This window comes from Cellulomonas xiejunii (assembly GCF_024508315.1).
Classification (GTDB): Bacteria; Actinomycetota; Actinomycetes; order Actinomycetales; family Cellulomonadaceae; genus Cellulomonas; species Cellulomonas xiejunii.
Genome location: NZ_CP101987.1, coordinates 4040477 through 4059295 on the forward strand (window position 1 = coordinate 4040477; position 18819 = coordinate 4059295).

General features: G+C 72.9%; 21 protein-coding genes. 13 read left to right on the forward strand and 8 right to left on the reverse strand.

Annotated features, from left to right (window positions below):
• Positions 1-105 precede the first annotated feature (105 nt).
• The 5 genes from NP048_RS18590 to NP048_RS18615 all read left to right on the forward strand — a co-directional run bounded on the left by NP048_RS18590 (position 106) and on the right by NP048_RS18615 (position 4195).
• Entirely contained in the window at positions 106-1155 is a 1050-nt protein-coding gene (locus NP048_RS18590) for a hypothetical protein (RefSeq protein WP_256769374.1), read from the forward strand.
• A gap of 216 nt (positions 1156-1371) precedes the next feature.
• Positions 1372-2100 carry a DUF2332 domain-containing protein gene (locus tag NP048_RS18595; protein WP_227576806.1) on the forward strand — a complete coding sequence of 243 codons (729 nt, stop codon included), beginning with the start codon at positions 1372-1374 and terminating at the stop codon, positions 2098-2100.
• A 369-nt stretch (positions 2101-2469) separates the two neighbouring features.
• On the forward strand, positions 2470-2892 hold the full coding sequence (locus NP048_RS18605; protein ID WP_227577207.1) for an alpha/beta-hydrolase N-terminal domain-containing protein: 423 nt from the start codon (positions 2470-2472) through the stop codon (positions 2890-2892).
• Between the two features lie 55 nt (positions 2893-2947).
• The gene (locus NP048_RS18610; RefSeq protein ID WP_227576807.1) at positions 2948-3424 is read left to right on the forward strand and encodes a nucleotidyltransferase domain-containing protein; all 477 of its coding nucleotides are present in this window, start codon (positions 2948-2950) and stop codon (positions 3422-3424) included.
• 168 nt (positions 3425-3592) lie between these two features.
• Positions 3593-4195 carry an AAA family ATPase gene (locus NP048_RS18615; protein WP_227576808.1) on the forward strand — a complete coding sequence of 201 codons (603 nt, stop codon included), beginning with the start codon at positions 3593-3595 and terminating at the stop codon, positions 4193-4195.
• A gap of 131 nt (positions 4196-4326) precedes the next feature.
• Here the strand turns inward: NP048_RS18615 and NP048_RS18620 are convergent, their stop codons facing one another.
• From NP048_RS18620 to NP048_RS18630, 3 genes are all read right to left on the reverse strand, one after another.
• On the reverse strand, positions 4327-4611 hold the full coding sequence (locus NP048_RS18620) for a hypothetical protein (RefSeq protein ID WP_256769375.1): 285 nt from the start codon (positions 4609-4611) through the stop codon (positions 4327-4329).
• Positions 4612-4850: 239 nt separating this feature from the next.
• Positions 4851-6095 carry an MFS transporter gene (locus tag NP048_RS18625; RefSeq protein ID WP_227576810.1) on the reverse strand — a complete coding sequence of 415 codons (1245 nt, stop codon included), beginning with the start codon at positions 6093-6095 and terminating at the stop codon, positions 4851-4853.
• Positions 6088-6657, reverse strand: a complete 570-nt coding sequence (locus tag NP048_RS18630; RefSeq protein ID WP_227576811.1) for a hypothetical protein — start codon at positions 6655-6657, stop codon at positions 6088-6090. The genes NP048_RS18625 and NP048_RS18630 overlap by 8 nt, the downstream gene beginning before the upstream one ends.
• Before the next feature lie 273 nt (positions 6658-6930).
• Between NP048_RS18630 and NP048_RS18635 the strand changes: the two genes are divergently transcribed.
• Positions 6931-7680 (forward strand): phosphotransferase, encoded by a 750-nt coding sequence (locus tag NP048_RS18635; protein ID WP_227576812.1) that lies wholly within the window; start codon positions 6931-6933, stop codon positions 7678-7680.
• Between the two features lie 31 nt (positions 7681-7711).
• Here the strand turns inward: NP048_RS18635 and arsM are convergent, their stop codons facing one another.
• Positions 7712-8470, reverse strand: coding sequence for an arsenite methyltransferase (gene arsM, locus NP048_RS18640; protein ID WP_227576813.1), 759 nt, complete (start codon positions 8468-8470; stop codon positions 7712-7714).
• 100 nt (positions 8471-8570) lie between these two features.
• Here arsM and NP048_RS18645 point away from each other — a divergent pair, with 100 nt between their 5' ends.
• The 4 genes from NP048_RS18645 to NP048_RS18660 all read left to right on the forward strand — a co-directional run bounded on the left by NP048_RS18645 (position 8571) and on the right by NP048_RS18660 (position 11208).
• The gene (locus NP048_RS18645; protein WP_227576814.1) at positions 8571-8948 is read left to right on the forward strand and encodes an ArsR/SmtB family transcription factor; all 378 of its coding nucleotides are present in this window, start codon (positions 8571-8573) and stop codon (positions 8946-8948) included.
• A gap of 237 nt (positions 8949-9185) precedes the next feature.
• Positions 9186-9800 (forward strand): HAD family hydrolase, encoded by a 615-nt coding sequence (locus NP048_RS18650; protein ID WP_227576815.1) that lies wholly within the window; start codon positions 9186-9188, stop codon positions 9798-9800.
• 110 nt (positions 9801-9910) lie between these two features.
• Positions 9911-10537, forward strand: a complete 627-nt coding sequence (locus NP048_RS18655; protein ID WP_348519181.1) for a SigE family RNA polymerase sigma factor — start codon at positions 9911-9913, stop codon at positions 10535-10537.
• Positions 10534-11208, forward strand: coding sequence for a hypothetical protein (locus NP048_RS18660; protein ID WP_227576816.1), 675 nt, complete (start codon positions 10534-10536; stop codon positions 11206-11208). The genes NP048_RS18655 and NP048_RS18660 overlap by 4 nt, the downstream gene beginning before the upstream one ends.
• 157 nt (positions 11209-11365) lie before the next feature.
• Here the strand turns inward: NP048_RS18660 and NP048_RS18665 are convergent, their stop codons facing one another.
• Positions 11366-12682, reverse strand: coding sequence for an MFS transporter (locus tag NP048_RS18665; protein WP_227576817.1), 1317 nt, complete (start codon positions 12680-12682; stop codon positions 11366-11368).
• A gap of 201 nt (positions 12683-12883) precedes the next feature.
• Between NP048_RS18665 and NP048_RS18670 the strand changes: the two genes are divergently transcribed.
• Genes NP048_RS18670 through NP048_RS18680 form a run of 3 tightly spaced genes read left to right on the forward strand, consistent with a single transcriptional unit; the run spans position 12884 to position 15227 of the window.
• Positions 12884-14002, forward strand: coding sequence for an alcohol dehydrogenase catalytic domain-containing protein (locus NP048_RS18670; protein WP_227576818.1), 1119 nt, complete (start codon positions 12884-12886; stop codon positions 14000-14002).
• Positions 13999-14769, forward strand: coding sequence for a 3-oxoacyl-ACP reductase FabG (fabG, locus tag NP048_RS18675; RefSeq protein WP_227576819.1), 771 nt, complete (start codon positions 13999-14001; stop codon positions 14767-14769). The genes NP048_RS18670 and fabG overlap by 4 nt, the downstream gene beginning before the upstream one ends.
• Positions 14766-15227, forward strand: a complete 462-nt coding sequence (locus NP048_RS18680) for a MaoC family dehydratase (protein ID WP_227576820.1) — start codon at positions 14766-14768, stop codon at positions 15225-15227. Before fabG ends, NP048_RS18680 begins: the two co-directional genes overlap by 4 nt.
• 128 nt (positions 15228-15355) lie before the next feature.
• On the opposite strand, the gene NP048_RS18685 is transcribed toward NP048_RS18680, so the two are convergent.
• From NP048_RS18685 to NP048_RS18695, 3 genes are all read right to left on the reverse strand, one after another.
• A complete protein-coding gene (locus tag NP048_RS18685; RefSeq protein ID WP_227576821.1) occupies positions 15356-15796 on the reverse strand; it encodes a fibronectin type III domain-containing protein in 441 nt (146 codons plus the stop codon).
• Between the two features lie 372 nt (positions 15797-16168).
• Positions 16169-17392 carry an acetyl-CoA C-acetyltransferase gene (locus tag NP048_RS18690; protein WP_227576822.1) on the reverse strand — a complete coding sequence of 408 codons (1224 nt, stop codon included), beginning with the start codon at positions 17390-17392 and terminating at the stop codon, positions 16169-16171.
• A 72-nt stretch (positions 17393-17464) separates the two neighbouring features.
• The gene (locus NP048_RS18695; protein ID WP_227576823.1) at positions 17465-18745 is read right to left on the reverse strand and encodes an acyl-CoA dehydrogenase family protein; all 1281 of its coding nucleotides are present in this window, start codon (positions 18743-18745) and stop codon (positions 17465-17467) included.
• Positions 18746-18819 lie beyond the last annotated feature (74 nt).

Consider the following 18819-nt stretch of genomic DNA (forward strand, 5'->3'; position numbering starts at 1 on the left):
CCGATCCACGACGGAAGCCCGTCACCCAGGTGGGCGATGCGATGCGAGCGAGTCTGCTGGTAGGAACCATGAATGGGCACCGGGGCGGGGTCAGACGTCGCAGTCGTGGCTGCGGTCCTCGCGTTGGTCGGGCTGTGGCGTCTGGTCGTCACGCGTCGCGACGCCCGGGCGCGCACGCGGGATCACGCCCCATACCACCAACCGGCGGCCCCGGCGCCTGCGGAGGAGGATCTCCTCGTCACCAGGATGAGGGTCGAGGAGCTGAACACGTCGGCGCCCGCACCTGCCCGGCATGACGACGCGCCCACCCGCGCGACCCCGGCGCCCCAGACGCGCCCGAGCACCGCCGGCGGTGTCGACTTCGACGCGCCCGTGTTCGACGAGCATCCAGACGGATGGCAAAGCCCCGCCGACCTCGTCGAAGGGTTCCTGCTCGCGTGGTCGCTCGAGGCAGTCGAACGACGTCGGATCAACGCGTCCGCGCCGTACAGCGCCGCCGTCACCGCACGGCTACCGGCAGCGATGCGGACGGACACGTTCGGGCAGCTCGTTCGCCTCCCGATCTGGGCGCCGATCGACACCGACGACGCAGCCGTAGCGCGTGCCCGGCTCACGACCATGTGCATCGCCTGGAAGCTGTTCGACCAGCTGAACAGTCGCTGGCAGCTCCGGGTGGGCGACTTCAACCAGTACGCGCAGAAGCTGTCGTTCGCGACCGGTGAGACCGACCGGCCGTCCGTGTTCGCCGACCTGAGCGCCGCCGCCGCGAAATGCCTGCTCGCGGACCGCATCACCCGGGCCAGCCTGGGGCAGGGGGACCTGACCGCCGCAGAACGATGGTTCGCCACAGGCGACAAGACTCTGCTGCTCACCAACGCCACAGGCCACGCGGCGATCCCGTTCGTGATCGGCGGCTCGCCCATCACCTTGATCGGGACGAGGGACCTGTTCCAGCTGTCGGTGTGGTCCTGCGCGCGCGTCCTCGCCGACATGAACTCCCCGGACCTCTACATCGAGCACTACAGGCATCGCACCCCGACGCTCACGACGATCCTGGACGCCGGGGTCAGCCGGTTCGACCAAGCACGTCGGCTGCCGACCGTGCAAGCGCTCACGTACGACCTGTGGCCAGGGTGGGGCGGCGAACGGGCGTAGTCCCGGGGGTCCTGAGATGACGCGGCGGCTCGTGCGCGTCACCCTCCACGGAGACCCGTCCGCGCGGCCCCACCCCAGCGGGCAAGTCGACCGGACCGGCAGGCGCCACTCGGCGGACTTGCCGTTCGGTGTCGTCGCTCCGGCCCGCCGCAGATCGACAGCGGCGTCGAGCGCGGCGACCGCCTCGGATGCCGGCACGTCGATGGTGAGGTCGAGGTGCTCGCCGAGGGTCGCCACGAACGCCTCTGCCGCCTTCTGGTCGGTCGCCTCCTGCAGGGCGACAGCCTCGGTCGGGTTCGCCGGCTGCAGCTCCGGCGGCAGCCGCTCGCGTTACTCGAGGTCGGCGCGTCGGCCGGCCTGTGCCTCCTGCCCGACCGCTACTCCTACCGCTACGACGACGGCCTCGACCCCGCCGACGGCGCATCGCCCGTGGTGCTGCCCTGCGCGCTCGGGCCGGGAGTGGCGCCCCCACGACGAATGCCCGAGGTCGTGTGGCGAGCAGGCATCGACCTCGCGCCCGTCGACGTCACGGACGCCGGCGCGTGCGCCTGGCTGGAGACGCTGGTCTGGCCGGAGCACATCGAGCGACGTGAGCGGTTGGGCGCCGCTCTCGCGATCGCCCGAGCGGATCCCCCGCGAGTACTCGCGGGCGACCTGCTCGACGTCCTGGCGCCGCTCGCGTCCCAGGCGCCCGAGGAGGCGACGCTCGTCGTGTTCCACAGCGCGGTCCTGTCGTACCTCGACGCGCAGCCACAGACACGGTTCGTGGACCTGGTGCGCGCACTGCCCGGGCACTGCCTGAGCAACGAGGGCGCCCTGGTGCTGCCGGGCACGCAGGCGCTCGTCTCGGACGAGGTCGACCGCGCGTTCGTCGTCTCCATGGACGGCACACCACGCGCCTACGCCGAGCCGCACGGGCGGGGACTCACGAGCCTCGATCGGTGACGGGGCCGCCCCGCGTCGACCCCCACCCGCCTCGGCACGGGGCGGCGGGCCCGCCCGGAGCCGCGCGCTGAGAGCCCGGCACCACGACGACGGCCGCCGCGCTGCTGGCGGGCCGTCCAGGCCGGTGCGATGCTCGGGTGACGGCGTGCGCGACCCCGTCCGGGGCGTGACGTCACCGGGGAGGCGCGCATGGCGCAGCGTCCGGGCGTGACCACTCCCCTGTCTCCGCCCACCCGGACGACGCCGGGGGCCTCCCCGACGCCAGACCGGCGCCAGGTCGGCACGGACTCCTCGCGGCGCCACCGGCGACGTCCCCGACCGCCGCACCCGGCGGGGCTCGCGATGGGGACGCTCTTCGCCGTGGTCGCGATGACGCCGTCCCTGCTGCCGCGCGACTGGCTCTACCAGGGGCTCGTGTCAGGGATCTCCGGCGCGCTGGGGTACGGGGTCGGCGTCGCGCTCGCCCGGGTCCTGCGCCTCTACGCCGCGTTCCCGGGGTTCGCGGCCGATCCGCGCAGCCGGATCTGGAACCTGTGGGGCTACATCGACGCCCGCGACGGCGCCCTCGCGGTCCGGCTGGCGCTCGAGAGCGACCTGCGTGGATTCGAGGCGTTCATCATCGCGTCGCCCGATACGGTGCTGGAGCGGCCGTCGGCCGAGCTGGTCGCCGAGTACTTCCCGGACGTCCCCGTCACCCGCCCGATCGAGGGCCGCGAGACGCTCCTGTCCATCGACAAGGCCCGTCGCCTGCTGGGGTACGACCCGCAGCACACGTGGCGCGACGAGGTCTGAGCTCGAGCCGGACGACGCCCGGGGCCGCGAACCGGCCCGGAGTGGAGGGTTCACGTTGACCGACCCCGACGAGGGTGTGGCAGCCGACGGCACCATCCGGACGGGCGCGCGCCGCGACCGCGTGCCGGCCGTCTTCGAGGACGTCCTGACCGATGCGGTTGACTCCGTCGGCGGGTCGGGCGCGTCCCTGTACCTCTACGGGTCCGTCGCGACCGGCACCGCGCGTCCCGGGGCGTCGGACGTGGACCTGCTGTCGATCGACCTCACCGACGCGAGCGCCGTCGCGCGGCGTCTCTCGACCCGCTACGCCGACCGGTGCCGGGGTGTGGAGGTCGCTGCCGCCGCGAGCGGCGAGCTCGCGGGCGACACCGACGCGGCCTACGGCCTGCGGGCCTTCCTCCGCCACTACTGCGTCCACCTCGCCGGCCCGACCCCGCCGCTGCCCTTCCGACGCACCCCGCCGACGCCCGTGCTGCTCGCGGCCTCAACGGCGACCTCGGCCACCACCTCCGGCGATGGCGACAGAGCCTGAGCACCGGGACGGAGCCCGGGGACCGGCTCGGCGTCCGGGTGGGCCGCAAGACGCTGCTGGCCGTCGTGGGACGCTTCAGCCGCCCGATCGGACTCTGGCCGGACAGCGTCGACGACGCGTAGCCCGTTCCTGCCCAGGAGGTTCACGGGCTCATCTAGGCTCCGAGGCGTGCTCATCTGGATCAACGGTGCATTCGGGGCGGGCAAGACCCAGACGGCGTTCGAGCTCCGCCGTCGGCTGGTCGACGCGCACGTCGCCGACCCCGAGCTCCTCGGCTTCGCCTTCCAGCGGACGCTCCCGCCCGCAGCGCGCCACGACTTCCAGGACCTCGCCCCGTGGCGTTCCGCCGTCGTCGACATCCTTCAGCAGGTCGAGGCCGCCCACACCGGCCCGGTGCTCGTGCCGATGACGATCGTGCGTGACGACTACTTCGACGAGATCATCGGCGGGCTGCGCTCCCGCGGCGTGGACGTGCGCCACTACGCCCTGATCGCTAGCCCGGAGACGCTGCGCAAGCGACTGAGCACCCGCATCGCGTTCGTGCGCTCCGGCCTGCGCCGCGAGACCTGGGCGGTGCAGCAGATCCCGCGCTGCGTCTCCGCCCTCGCCCAGGAGCGTTACGCCACGCACGTCGACACCGACCAGCGGACGACGGACGAGGTCGTCGAGTGGATCGCCGACGACGCCGGCCTCTCGCTGGCGGGGCCGCGGCTGGCACCGTGGCGTTACCAGCTGCGGCGCCTCGAGGTCGGCATCGGCCACATCCGGTAGGGGTGGCGCGCCGCGTCGGTCGTCGGGATCACCACGGACCGGCTGCTCCCCCCGTGGGCGACCTTGCCTGTCCGGCGCTCGGGGCAGGCGCCCGGCCGAGGCCCGGCCCGCGCGTGAGGCCGGAGGCGGACTCAGTCGCCGACGCCTCCGCCGACGGGGCCGCTCGACGCGGTCTGGCCCCACACGGCCGTCGCACCGCTGTGGCCGATGCGCACCGCCTGCACGATCGTGCCGGTCGAGACGACCATGGACGCGACGACCAGGACCAGCACGACGGCCCGGAGCACCGCCCCGCGTGCGTCACCCGCCTGGCCCCGGCGCGCCCGCCACGTCATGAGGAAGAGGCCCGCGGCGATCACGACCAGGCCGATCACCCAGGGCAGGAGCCGCTCGGCCATCTGCGAGTGGACCTCCACGGCACCCGACTCCCCGACACGTCCCTCCAGCGCGAGCCCGGCAGGTCGGCGCCGTGGTCGCGTCGCACGTCGTTCCCTCACGGTCCCGGCCACCACCGCACGGGTGACGTCGGGACCTGCGACGACTCCTCTCCCCTGCCCTGGAGGCGCCTCGGCGTCGCCTCGGAGCTTGCTGAGAGCCCGGCGTCAGGTGCGCGGCACCTCGCGGTCGGCACCGACCGCATCCACGAGGGCGGCGCTCACGAGGGGGCGCTCCCGGACCCGACGCCGGCTGCCGTCCGTGCGGCCGTGAGGCGGACCGGGGCCACGACGGCGAGCGGCACGACCAGGACGAGGAGCCCCAGGCTCGTCAGCCGCAGGAGGTCCTGCTCGTTGCCCGCGAGACCGACGAGGATGGGGATGAGCAGCAGGCCGAGGGGGTTGACGGCCTCGCTGAACAGGTAGTCGTACCCGAACACCTGACCCAGCCGCTCGGGCGGCACCTCCCGCTGCACGGCCGACGCCCACACCACCCCGCCGACGGAGAGCCCGGCCCCGGTCACGGCCGCCAGCCCGACCAGCACGGCGATCGGTGCCTCGAGGGCCAGCAGGAGGCCGAGGACGAGCGGCGGGCACAGTGACAGCAGCGCCCACGTGGCGACGCGCGTCGGTCGCAACCGACCGGCGACGAGCGCCCCGACCAGCGAACCGGCGGCCAGCGCGCTCTGCAGCCACCCCCAGGCCGCGAGGTTGTCGAACCCGTCGCGCAGGAGGACGGGGCCCGCGACCGTCAGCACGGACCAGCCGACGAAGTGCCAGACGCCCGACGTGACGACGACGAGCCAGAGCCCGCGCGACTGCCAGAAGTACGACCACCCGTCCCGCAGATCTCCCCAGACCCCCGCACCGTCGGCCTCGAAACCCTGCCCGCGCGGCAGCCGCTGCAGCGGCAGCGCCGAGACCAGCAGGACGACGGCCAGGACGAGCCACGCGGCCGTCACGGGCAGCAGGCCGCCCGTGAAGGAGAACAGCGCAGGCCCGAGGATCCCGGCGGCTCCCGTGGTGAAGAGCTTCACCGAGTTCGCCCTCTCGAGGTCCTCCTTCCGGACGATCTGCGGCAGGTACGAGCCCAGCGAGGGGTACTGCAGCGCGGCGCTCAGCTCGATGACGAACGAGACCACGCACAACCAGGCGACGGACTGCACGCCGAAGCCCAGGAGGACCCCCGTCAGCGCGGCCGCGACGACCCAGAGCGCCGTCGTCGAGAGCAGCAGCCCTCGGGTCGTGATGCGGTCCGACAGCCACTTCGAGATCAGGGCACCGACGATCGCGGGCACCGCACCGGCGCCGAGGACGAAAGCGAGCGAGGTCAGGGACCCGCCACCGTCGAGCGTGGTGAGAGTGAGCAGGACGGGCGCGCCGCCGGCTCCGAGCACGTACGCGAAGCGGCTCGCCAGGAAGGCGCCGAGCCCGGGGTTGCGCTTGAGCACGTCGAGACTAGGCATGGGCCTCACCGATCACGTCGAGGGGCACGAGAGAGCGCAGCCGCTCCCCGAGGGGTCGTGCCGGATGCTCGTCCCACCGGCCGGCGAGCCGCGGCCTGCCGGACAGGACGCTCACGACGATCGGGAACCGGTCCGGGTGGCGCGAGACGCCGAGCGAGACGAAGCGGGGACGACGGGACTGCTCCCACGCCACAGACCTGTACCACGCCAGCTCGTCCAGGATCACCGGCACGTACCCCGGGTCGATCATGCAGTCCTCCGCACCGATGGAGACGACGTCGAACGCCCGCCGCGTGAGCTCCTGGACAGCCCTGTGCCGCCACGCGCGACGACAGCGCGACAGGGCGGGGTCGCAGGCCTCCACGGGTCCGACGGCGAGCGCGCGGCGGTCCTCGGGCAGGCCGGCCCCGGTGACGAGACGTCCGTCGCGCACGTCGTAGAGGGACGCACAGCGGACGGCACCGCCGGCGTCGGACGCGGTGACGACAAGTCCTCTCTCGACGAGACGCCGGAACGTCGCCTCGTGCTGGACGCCGTGGGGAGTGATCCCGCGCGCGTACACGCCGGGGACGACCAGGCCGTAGTAGATGCCCCGTGTCCCGCATGATGACGGCCCCGCGCCACGCCATCCAGGTCTCGACGAACTCCTCGGCCTCCTGATCGACGAAGATGATCGACCTGGTCAGGGGCAGCCAACGACCGCCCAGCAGGAGCTCATCGTGCGCAGGTCGTGGCGCCATCCCCGAACCCTCTCACTCGCACGTCCCCGCCAAGGCTCGCGGCCGGCCCTGGCTGCTGAACAAGGAGCGAGGGCCGGCAATGGGACGATCGCGTCATGGGCCTCGAGGAGCAGCGCGACGTCGCGGCGCAGGAGCTGGACGGCGGCAACGTCAACACCGTGGTGCGTGTCGGTGACACCGTCCGGCGGACGGCCGGCCCGTGGACGCCGGCCGTGCACGCCCTGCTCGCGTGGGTGCGGGAGCGTGGCGTCACGTGCGTACCGGCGCCGCTCGGCCTCGACGACGACGGTCGGGAGATCCTCAGCTGGATGCCCGGCGAGGTCGTCGGATGGCCCGTCCCGGACTGGCTGTGGACGGCGCAGACCCGCGCGCAGGCCGGAGCGATGCTGCGCACCGTCCACGACGCGACCGTCGGGTTCGACCTCAGCGACCGCGTCTGGCGCTCCGCGACGCACCACCCCGTCGAGGTGGTGTGCCTGAACGACGTCGCGCCGTACAACATGGTCTTCGACGGGACGGACCTGGTCGGGCTCATCGACGTCGACATGGCCTCGCCTGGCCCCCGGGCGTGGGACCTCGCGTACCTCGCCTACCGGCTGTGCGGGTGGTGCGAGGACATGACGGCACCGGACGACGTCACCGCGATGGACCGCCTCGCGCACCTGCTGTCGAGCTACGGGCAGGACGCTGCTCCTCGGGTCGAGGACGTCCTGACGACCATGGTCACCCGGCTGCACGACCTGGCGGACTGGACCGACGAGCACGCACGCGTCGCCGACCGGCCCGACCTGCACGACCACGCCGCGATGTACCGGCGCGACGCGGCGCGACTGCTGGAGCAGTAGGCGAGCCGGGGCAGGTCGGGGTCACGCTTCGTCACGCCTCGTGCGGCTTGCGGGCCCGCACGATCGCACCGTGCATCCCCTCGGCCACCACGTGCGTGAACTCGACGTCGGCGTCGACGAACCCGGCCGCGGCGAGGCCCTCGAGGTACTCGCTGCGTGACAGCGCGCCGGCGATGCACCCGACGTACGACCCACGCTCGGCGCGCTGTTCGGGGGTCAGGTGGTCCTCGGCGACGACGTCGGAGATCCCGAACCGCCCACCGGCTGCCAGGACCCGGAACGCCTCGGCCAGCACCGCCGGCTTGTCCGGGGACAGGTTCACCACACAGTTGGAGATCACGACGTCCACGGAGGCGTCGTCGAGCGGCAGGTCCTCGATGGTGCCCTTGCGGAACTCCACGTTCGTCGCCCCGGCCGCGGCGGCGTTGGCGCGAGCCAGGTCGAGCATCTCGTCGGTCATGTCGACCCCGTACGCGAACCCCTTCTGGCCGACCCGCCGTGCGGACAGCAGCACGTCGATGCCGCCGCCGGACCCCAGGTCGAGCACCCGCTCGCCCTCGCGCAGCTCGGCGACCATCAGCGGGTTGCCGCACCCCAGCGAGGCCGCCAGCGCCTCGGGCGGCACCGCCGCGGCGTCCTCCGCGCCGTACAGCGCCGCGCCGAACCGCTCGTCGATCACGTCGCCAGGCTCGCAGGCCTCGGCACCGCCGCAGCAGCCACCGTCACCGCCGCCCTGCAGCGCCGCCAGCGCGTAGCGCGCCCGGACCTGCTCCCGGATGTCGTCGACCATGTCTCCTCCTCGCATCGATACCTGTCGATGCAGGACTCTGACGGGTGCATCGATGGATGTCAATATCGACATCTGTCGATCTGCGAGCCATCATTGCTGCGTGCCGCTGGACCCGCTGCCCGTCGACGCGACAGAGCCATCGACCGCGTGCTGCCCGCCCCTGGCCGGTGCGCCCATGACCGCCGAGGACGCCGCGCGCACCGCGCGCAGCCTCAAGGCACTGGCCGACCCCGCGCGGCTGCGGCTGCTGTCGATCATCGCCGCGCACGCCGGCGGGGAGGCCTGCGTCTGCGACCTCACCGAACCGCTCGGCCTGTCCCAGCCGACGGTCTCGCACCATCTCAAGGTGCTCACCGAGGCCGGCTTCGTCACACGCGAGAAGCGCGGGGTCTGGGCCTACTACACGCTCGCGCCCGCAGCAGTGCAGGAGCTCACCGCCCACCTCGGCACACACCTGCTCCACTCGCGCAACGCCTGAGGCACCCACGCTGCCGCTCCGGCGGCGGGCTGCTCCCGGCCCACCCCCACCCGCGCACAACGCCAGCCCTCGCCTTCGATGGTCTGAGTCACGCGGAGTACGGCGAGCGGCGCGACCGTGGAGTGAGTCCTGAGGCCCACGGCAGGCCGCTTGGCTAGGGTGACGCCGTCGCCGCACCATGACGGGTCAGCTGCACGGACACGGGGAGACTGCTGGCATGGGCCACACGGTCGTCACATGATCAAGGCCGTCCTGTTCGATCTGGACGGGGTCGTCCGGCACTTCGACGAGCGTGCCGTCGCTGAGATCGAGGCCTCCCACTCCCTCGCGGCGGGATCCATCGCGGCGTTCGCGTTCTCGGAACCCCACCTCACCGAGGTCACCACGGGCCGCATCACCCGAGCGGAGTGGGTGAGGCGCATCGGCGACCACGTCGAGAACCACGCCGCGGCTCGCGCGTGGGGCGCCACCCGCTCGCGCATCGACGACGACGTGGTGCGGCTGGCCGCCGAGCTCCGTGCACTCGGCCGCACGACAGCGATCCTGACCAACGGCTCTGACACCGTCCACGCCGAACTGCGTGCGCTCGACTTCCCGCCGACGTTCGGCAGGGTCTTCAACTCTGCCGAGATCGGGCATGCCAAGCCGGATCCTGCCGCCTTCCACCACGTGCTCGAGGCCCTGGGGGTCCGTGCCCGCGAGGTGTTCTTCATCGACGACACGCCCAGGAACCTCACCGCGGCGGCCGGCCTCGGGATCGTCACGCACCACTTTACGGACGTCCCTCGACTTCGGGCGGCGCTCGTGGGGGCCGGCATCGTGACGACGAGCTCGTCGTCCTCCTCGAGCTGAACGCGGCGACCGGCGAAGTGCGGTCACGATCGGCCCCGCTGAGCAGTGCAGGCGCGGCCTCCTCGTGGCAGAGCACTCAACCTTTCGGCGTCGTCGATCGTGTACGAGGTATGAGCGGTGATCGCGTGACTCTCGCAGGGGATGAGGAGTTGTCGGACGACCCCACCGCCTCAGTCGAGCACGTGCCGGTCGTGGTGCCTCGCGCTCCGATGGACCGCGAGCGAGAGTTCGCGGAGTTCATGCTCGAGGCCACGCCGGCTCTGGCGCGGACCGCGTGGCTTCTCTGCGGCGACGAGCACCGCGCTGAGGAGCTGGTCCAGCAAGCCCTGATGCGAACGTTCGTGTCGTGGTCCACAGCGCGCGAACGCGATCCGCTGGCCTACACCCGCAGGACCTTGGCGAACCTTCGGATCGACACGTGGCGCAAGCACCGCCGAGAAGTCCTCACCCCTCTCGACCGGATGCCCCACGTGGGGGTGGACTCGGGCGCTGACGTGCGTGCAGAACGTGACCGGTTGATCCGTGCCCTGTCCACCTTGACGGCACGACAACGCCGCATCGTCGTGCTGAGGCATCTCGTCGGCCTGTCGGAGCGGGAAGTCGCCGAGGACCTCGGGGTGGCGGTCGGGACGGTGAAGTCCACTGCCTCGCGTGGCCTCGCTGAGCTGCGTGCCGCGCTCACGGAGGGTTCGGGCGGTTCCACACAGCAGACGACCAGGACCAGGAGACCGTCATGACGAGCGACCAGGACTTCGCGGCGCACCTGCGTGACCGCCTTGAGGTGATCGCGCCGGACGTGGCCGTCGACACCTCGATCGTGGTCCGCGGCGGGCGTCGACGCCAGCGGGTGACCGCGATCGCCGGCGTGGCAGCGACGAGCCTCGTCCTGGCCGGTGGCGGCTGGGGGGCCGCGTCGGTCGTGCGGGTCCCGACACCCCCTCCGGGGGGATCCACCGACGAGTGGACCGCGCCGGCGTGGTTCGCGGAGCAGGCCGAGCAGCGGGAGGCATTCCGTACCAACCTGCAGGCCTGCGTCGATGCCCGCGGGTGGGAGGTCACGGTCGACGAGTGGGGCGGAGGCGACCGCCGCTTCACGGAGAAGTCCGAGCTGGACCGCTTCGTCGCGGACGTCGACGACTGCTCGAGGAGCCTCGGGCGCCACTTCGGGGACGGCGACTCGGAAGCCACCACCCGGAGCTTCTACCCGATGCTCGTCGACACGTGGGAGTGCGTGGTCCACCTGGGCTACGACGTACCGCCACCACCCTCGGAGGACGAGCTGGTGCGTCAGTACGAGACCGACGGGTCGAGCGAGCCGATATGGACCCCGTACGGCGACCTCATGGAGAGGCCGGGGGCGGTGCCGGACTCGGCTGCGCTCGAAGCGACCTGCCCCCAGCCGTGGTGAGCTCAGGACTGCTGTCGCGGACTCTCATGTCGAGATGCACGGCAGAGCGACCGTCCTCGAGCGTCAGACCTTGACCGCCCTCGGCCCGTAACGGGTCGCCGATCACGGTGCCGCGCAGGGTTCTGCGACGGGAAGCGCTCCAGCAGGGGCGCGCGGCTCAGGGGATGTCGATCGTCGGTGTGTACGCGTCACCCAGTCGTGCGCCCCACAACCGAGAACCGACCGCGACGGCGGTCGCGACCACCAGCAAGCCGCCTGCAACGACCAGGGCCATTCCGTACCCGGCGGCGTCGCCGAGAAGACCACCGAGCGGCGCAGCGACGACGATCATCGCGCGGTTGATCGAGCGCATCGTGGCGTTCATCCGGCCCTGCAGCGCGTCCGGCGTCGCGGTCTGGCGGTACGCCAGCTCGTTCGTGTTCTCCGCGCCCATGCACAGCCCCAGCAGCAGCTGCCCGAGTGCGAACACGACCCATGCCGGACCACCGCCCCACCCGCCGGCGGCCGGCCCCTCGGGCATCGCCACGGGCGAGAGCGCCATCAGCCCCCACGCGATGCCCGTCCCGAACCGTGCGACGACGATGACGCGGCCCGCACCGAATCGTCGACCGAGCCGGACCGCGACGGACGCGGCTACCAGCGCCCCCAACCCGGCAACCGAGAACGCCAGGCCGAGCGCCCCCGCACTCAGGTGCAGCGTCCTGTATGCGAACGGCACCATGACGGCTCCCGCGACGGCCGAGCAGGCGAACCACGCGTGCGTGCTCAGCGCGAGCGGACGCAGCGTCGGGTGACGGTAGACCCAGCGCACACCCTCCCGGATCTCGGTCCCGATGCTGCGGAGCCGGGCGTTCGACCTCCGCTCCACGGCAGGCTCGTCGACCTTGACGGTCGCCAGGAGGATCGCGGACGCCAGATAGCTGACGGCGTCGACGAGCACCGTGAGCGGCGCACCCAGCAACCGGACCAGGCCGCCGGCGAGGGCCGGGCCGCTGACCTGGGCGACCGCGTCCGACTGATCGAGCCGGGCATGTGCCGACCCCAGCAGCATGGTCGGCACGACGCGGGGCACGAACGACTGGAACGCTGCATCACCCACCAGCGTGCACAGCCCGAACACGGCCATCAGGACGACGAGCCACCCCACGCCGAGGTGCCCCGTCATGGACAGCGCAGGGATCGCTCCGAGCGCGACCGCGCTCAGCAGGTCGGTGGCAACCAGCACGGGACGGCGCCGCATCCGGTCCACCATCACGCCGGCCAGCAGCCCGAACACGAGGTACGGCACCCAGCGAGCCGCATTGACCAGCCCGACGTCGACGGCGTCGCCGTCCAGCGCGTCCACGACGATGAACGGCACTGCGAAGGTCGTCACGTAGCTGCCGAACGCGGAGACCGTCGAGGCGCTCCACAGCCGGCCGAAGCCGCGGACGCCGCGCAGCGTCATCGTCTGCGTCGGTCGGTCGTCGGTCACCGCTGATGTCTATCGCACGCGACGGCTTCCCGGTCCATGTCGTCGGACGCTCGGTGACGTGGGGCAGCGGGCGATCCTGCGGACGTCGTGCGCCGAGCGTGTTCACGACGTACGTGCGATGCATGGCGACATACCTACCGGTCGGTATGGACAACCGGTAGGTTGAGACCAGAAGTCGGCGGCGTCGGCAGGAGGTCACGCATGGAGATCGTCGGGGCGGTCCTCGAACGGTCGGGCAGCCCGGCTCCCTTCGCCGAGTCGCGCCCGTTCACGGTCTCGCGGCTCGAGCTCGACGATCCCGGCCCGGGCGAGGTGCTCGTGCGCATCGAGGCCGCGGGCGTGTGCCACTCCGACCTGTCCGTCGTCGACGGCAACCGCGTCCGCCCCACGCCGATGCTGCTCGGCCACGAGGCCGCCGGGATCGTCACTGCGCTCGGCGCGGGCGTGACGGACCTGTCGCGGGGCGACCGCGTCGTCCTCACCTTCCTGCCCCGGTGCGGCGTCTGCCCCGGCTGCGCCGCCGACGGACGGCTCCCCTGCGTGCCCGGCAGCGCCGCGAACGCCGCCGGGACGCTCGTCGGCGGCGGCACCCGGCTGCACCGCGACGGCGCACTCGTGCACCACCACCTCGGAGTCTCGGGGTTCGCGTCGCACGCCGTCGTCAGCCGCACCTCGCTCGTGCGCGTCGACCCCGACGTCCCCCCGCAGGTCGCGGCGCTGCTCGGCTGCGCGGTGCTCACCGGCGGCGGTGCGGTCGTCAACGCCGGCCGACCGCGGCCCGGTGAGCCCGTGGTCGTGGTCGGGCTCGGCGGCGTCGGGATGGCCGCGCTGCTCGTCGCCGTCGCGCTCGGGCACGACGTGACCGGCGTCGACACGGTGCCGGACAAGCTCGCGACGGCGCGGGACCTCGGGGCGAGCGTCGCGTGCACGCCCGCCGAGCTCGTCGAGCGCGGGGTGCGCGCCCCCGTCGTCGTCGAGGCCGCCGGCTCCGCGCGCGCGCTCGAGACCGCGTTCGCGGCGACCGCGCCCGGCGGGACGACCGTCACCGTCGGACTCCCCTCCCCCGCCGCGCGGGCCTCGCTCTCCCCCCTGACGCTGACCGCGGAGGCGCGCACGGTCGTCGGCTCCTACCTCGGCTCCGCGGTGCCCGAGCGTGACGTCCCCCGGTACGTCGACCTGTGGCGCTCCGGCCGGCTGCCCCTCGAACGGCTCGTGTCCTCGCGCATCACGCTCGACGACCTCGACTCCGCCATGGACCGCCTCGCGGCCGGTGGCGAGCTCCGCCAGCTCCTGACCTTCGACGAAGGGACCCCCCCGTGACGACAGCGCGCACCACGACAGCCCGCACCGCCCTCGTGACCGGCGCCGCCCGCGGCATCGGCGCCGCGACCGCCCGTCGGCTCGCCGCCGACGGCCACCAGGTCGCCGTGCTCGACCTGCGCGAGGCCGACGCCGAGGCGACCGCCACCACGATCCGCGAGGCGGGTGGCACCGCGCTGGCCGTGAGCGCCGACGTGGCGGACGAGGACGCGGTCACCGCCGCCGTCACGCGCGTCGCGGACGAGCTCGGGCCACCGACCGTGCTCGTCAACAACGCGGGGACCCTGCGCGACAACCTGCTGTTCAAGATGTCGGTCGACGACTGGGACGCCGTCCTGTCGGTGCACCTGCGCGGCGCGTTCCTCGTGAGCCGTGCGGTCCAGCAGCACCAGGTCGCCGCTCGCTGGGGGCGAGTGGTCAACCTGTCGAGCACGTCGGCGCTCGGCAACCGCGGCCAGGCCAACTACGCCGCCGCCAAGGCCGGCATGCAGGGGTTCACCAAGACGCTCGCGATCGAGCTGGGGCCGTTCGGCGTCACCGTGAACGCCGTCGCGCCCGGCTTCATCGAGACCGACATGATGCGCGCCGTCGCCGAACGGACCGGGATGGCGTACGACGACCTGTTGGCCGCCGCGGCGAAGGACGTCCCGGTGCGCCGGGTCGGCCGGCCCGACGACGTCGCCGCAGCCGTCTCGTTCTTCTGCTCCGAGGACGCGTCCTACGTGTCCGGGCAGGTGCTCTACGTCGCCGGAGGGCCGCGCGCATGACCGCCATCACCGTGAGCTCGCCCGCGGACCTCGGCGCCGCCGTCGGGCAGTCCGCCACCGGGGAGTGGCGGGTCGTCGACCAGGACCGCATCGACCTGTTCGCCGACGCGACCGACGACCACCAGTGGATCCACGTCGACCCCGCGCGCGCCGCCGCCGAGTCGCCGTTCGGCGGGCCCGTCGCGCACGGCTTCCTCACGCTCGCGCTGGTCCCCGCGCTCACCGCCGGGCTGCTCGACGTCGGCGGGACGGCGATGGTCGTCAACTACGGGCTCGACCGCGTGCGGTTCCTCCAGCCCGTGCTCGCGGGGTCGCGTGTGCGCGCGACGACGGCGGTCGACAGCGCCGAGCCGACCGCGCAGGGCGTGCGCGTGTCGTCGACCGTGACCGTCGAGATCGAGGGCGCGCCGCGCCCGGCGCTCGTCGCGCGGACCATCGCGCTGTTCGTGCCCGCCTGACCGCCGACGGGTCGTGACGAAGGCTCCTCCGTGTCATCGTCCTGATGAGCCACACCACCTCGTGGGCAACGCCGTTCTCGTACCTGGACCGGCTCTCGTCGGCCGGATGGTCGGCCGGCTCGCGTGCGTCAGCTCTGGCGCGGGGTGGCGGCGGGTGGCGGGTCGCACTCGCCCTCGGGGCAGAGCTCGCTCTCGCCACCGCAGTCCGGTTCGATCGTCGTGACGGTGTACTCGTACGCGACGTCGGGCTGCTCCGCGGGTCGCGTGTCGAGGTAGGTCAGGTCGTCGTCGGCGTTGGAGAACGAGACCTCCTCCAGCCGCTGCCACTCCGTGGTGCCGGCGGGCCGCCGGTAGACCACGTAGGCGCGGGGTTCGATGGCGGACGCACCCGCGGACCACGTCAGCTGCACGCCGTCCGGTGTCGCCTCGGCGGTGACCGGCTGGACGTTGTAGACGGCTTCGCAGAAGTCCTCGAAGGTCTGCTCCTCGTCCATCGCCGCGTCGGACGTGCACGAGGCTGCCGCGAGCACCACCAGCAGCGTGACCGCCGTGACGGCTGCCCGTCGCATCGCGTCCCTCCCCGTCCCGTCCGACCGTGAGACTGGAAGGTAGACCGGCGGGCCGGCCCCGGTCCCGACCTCCGTGCCGAACCACCCGATCAGCGCAGCCGGGACATACCCGCCCAGAAAGTCCCACCGCCCCATCCGCCGAGCGGAACCCGGCTCCCCCTGCAGCGCAGGTGAGCAGGACTCACGTTCCATTCGGCGGGAGGACTGTGGGTCCAGCAGTGGTGGGAGCGATGCCGCGCGCGGCCGAGTGGGACAGGGCAGCTGACCGCACCCGTGGAGGTGCTGTCGCCGGTGCAGGTAGGACTTGGGGTGGCGGCCACGCTCGCTGGCTCAGAAGCCAGCCCCGCGATGTGGCCCCCGTACTCCGCGGCCTCAGCCCACCCGCTCCAGCACCATCGCCATCCCCTGCCCCCCGCCGACGCACATGGTCTCGAGCCCGAGGGTCCCGTCGCGCTCCTGGAGGCCGTGCAGCAGCGTGCTCGTGATCCGGGCGCCGGTCATGCCGAACGGGTGGCCGACCGCGATGGCGCCGCCGTGCACGTTGAGCCGGTCGAGGTCGACGCCGAGCTCGCGCGCGGACGGCAGGACCTGCGCGGCGAACGCCTCGTTGAGCTCGACGAGGTCGATGTCGCCGATCGACAGGCCCGCGAGCGCGAGCGCCCGTCGGCTGGCCTCGACCGGCCCGAGACCCATGAGCTCGGGTGACAGCGCGCTCACGCCCGTCGAGACGATGCGCGCGAGCGGCGTCAGGCCGAGCTCGTCGACGACGCGGTCGCTGACCACGACGAGGGCCGCCGCGCCGTCGTTGAGCGGGCAGCAGTTGCCGGCGGTGACGGTGCCGTCGGGCCGGAACACGGGGTCCAGGGCGGCGAGCGCCTCGACCGTGACCCCCGCGCGAGGACCGTCGTCGCGCGACACGACCGTGCCGTCCGCGAGCGTGACCGGCGTGATGTCCCGCTCCCAGAAGCCGCTCGTGAGCGCGGCCTCCGCACGGTTCTGGCTCGACGTGGCGTACTCGTCCTGGTCGCGGCGGGTCGTGCCCGTGCGCTGCGCCACGTTCTCGGCGGTCTGGCCCATCGCGACGTAGACGTCGGGCAGCTCGCCGTCCTCGCGCGGGTCGCGCCACGTGCTGCCGCCCTTCGCGGACCGGGCCGTGCGCTCGACGGCCTCCGCGAACACCGGGTTGGTCAGGTCCTCGCCGGGGATGAAGTCGCTCGACCCGCGCGCCGCGTGGCTGACCGACTCGACGCCGGCAGAGACGAACACGTCGCCCTCGCCGGCCTTGATCGCGTGGAACGCCATGCGCGTGGTCTGCAGGCTCGACGAGCAGTACCGGTTCACGGTCGTGCCGGGCACGGTGTCCAGCCCGAGCAGCACCGCGACGACCCGCGCCATGTTCATCCCCTGCTCGCCGCCGGGCAGCCCGCAGCCGAGCAGCAGGTCGTCGACGCGCGTCGGGTCGAGCGCCGGCACCTGGTCGAGCGCAGCGCGGACCATCGCGGCGGCGAGGTCGTCGGGGCGCATCGAGCGCAGCGAGCCCTTGAACGCACGGCCGATGGGTGAGCGGGCGGTGGCGACGACGTAGGCCTCGGGCATGGCGGGTCCTCTCGTGGACGACGACGGGGTGGACGGACGTACGGTCGGTCGCGCGGCGGCGGGCCGTGCCGGTCAGACGAACGCGCCGACCCCGGTGATCGCGCGCCCGACGATGAGGTTGTTCATGTCGCGTGTGCCCTCGAAGGAGTAGACGGCCTCCGCGTCGGCGAAGAACTTGGCGACCCCGTGGTCAAGCACGATGCCGTTGCCGCCGAGCAGCTCGCGGCACCACGCGACCGTCTCGCGCATGCGGGTCGTCGCGTACCCCTTGGCGAGCGCCGCGTGCTCGTCGCCCTGGCGGCCCTGGTCCTGCATCCGCGACGCCTGCAGGCACAGCGCGATGCACGCGGTGATGTTCCCGAGGCACTGCGCGAGGCGGTCCTGCACGAGCTGGAACGACGCCAGCGGCCGGCCGAACTGCTGACGCTCCCCCGCGTACCGCACCGCCGCCTCGTACGCGCCGACCTGCACGCCCACGGCCTGCCAGGCGACCTCGGCGCGCGTGAGCCGGAGCACGAGCGCGACCTCGCGGAACGAGTGGATGCTCGGCAGCCGGTCGGCCTCGTCGACACGGACGCCGTCGATCGTGATGTCGGCGTTCTGCACGATCCGCAGCGCCTGCTTGCGCTCGATCTTGGTGGTCGTGAACCCGGGGGTCCCGCGGCGCACGAGGAAGCCCTTGACCTGGTGGTCGGCGACGTCGCGCGCCCAGATGACGACGACGTCGGCGAACGTCGCGTTGCCGATCCACCGCTTGGCGCCGTTGAGCACCCACGTGTCGCCGTGGCGCTCGGCGGTCGTGCGCAGGCCCTTCGATGAGTCGGAGCCGGACAGCGGCTCGGTCAGGCCGAACGCGCCGATGAGCTCGCCGCGACCCATGGGTGGCAGCCACTGCGCGCGCTGCTCGGGCGAGCCGCCGATCGCGATCGAGCTCATCGCCAGGCCGCTCTGCACGCCGACGAACGTCGCCGTCGACGGGTCGACCCGCCCGAGCTCGAGCGCCGCCCAGCCGCGCCACACGGCGCTGTTCTCGAACCGCTGCGTCTCGGGCCACATCGCGCCGAACATCCCGAGGTCGGCGAGCCCGGGGATGATCTGCGTCGGGAACTCGGCGCGGTCCCAGTAGTCGGCGGCGATGGGCCGGACCTCGCGCTCCATGAAGTCGCGCAGGCGCAGCGACGCCTCGAGCTCGACGGGCGTGAGCTCGTCCTGGAAGCCGTAGAAGTCGGCGGCGAGCCGGTCGGTGCCGGGGACGAGGTATGCGCCGGCGTCGGTCGCGGCGCTCCCGGCGGCGGCCGGACGGTCGGCGGTGCGGTCCGTGGCGGCGTGGTCCGTCGTGGCGGTGTCGGTCATCTCGGCCCTCGATCGTCGTCGATCGGCGCGCCGCGCCCCGGTGCGCGCGCGTCCCGCCGCCAGCGTTGCATCAT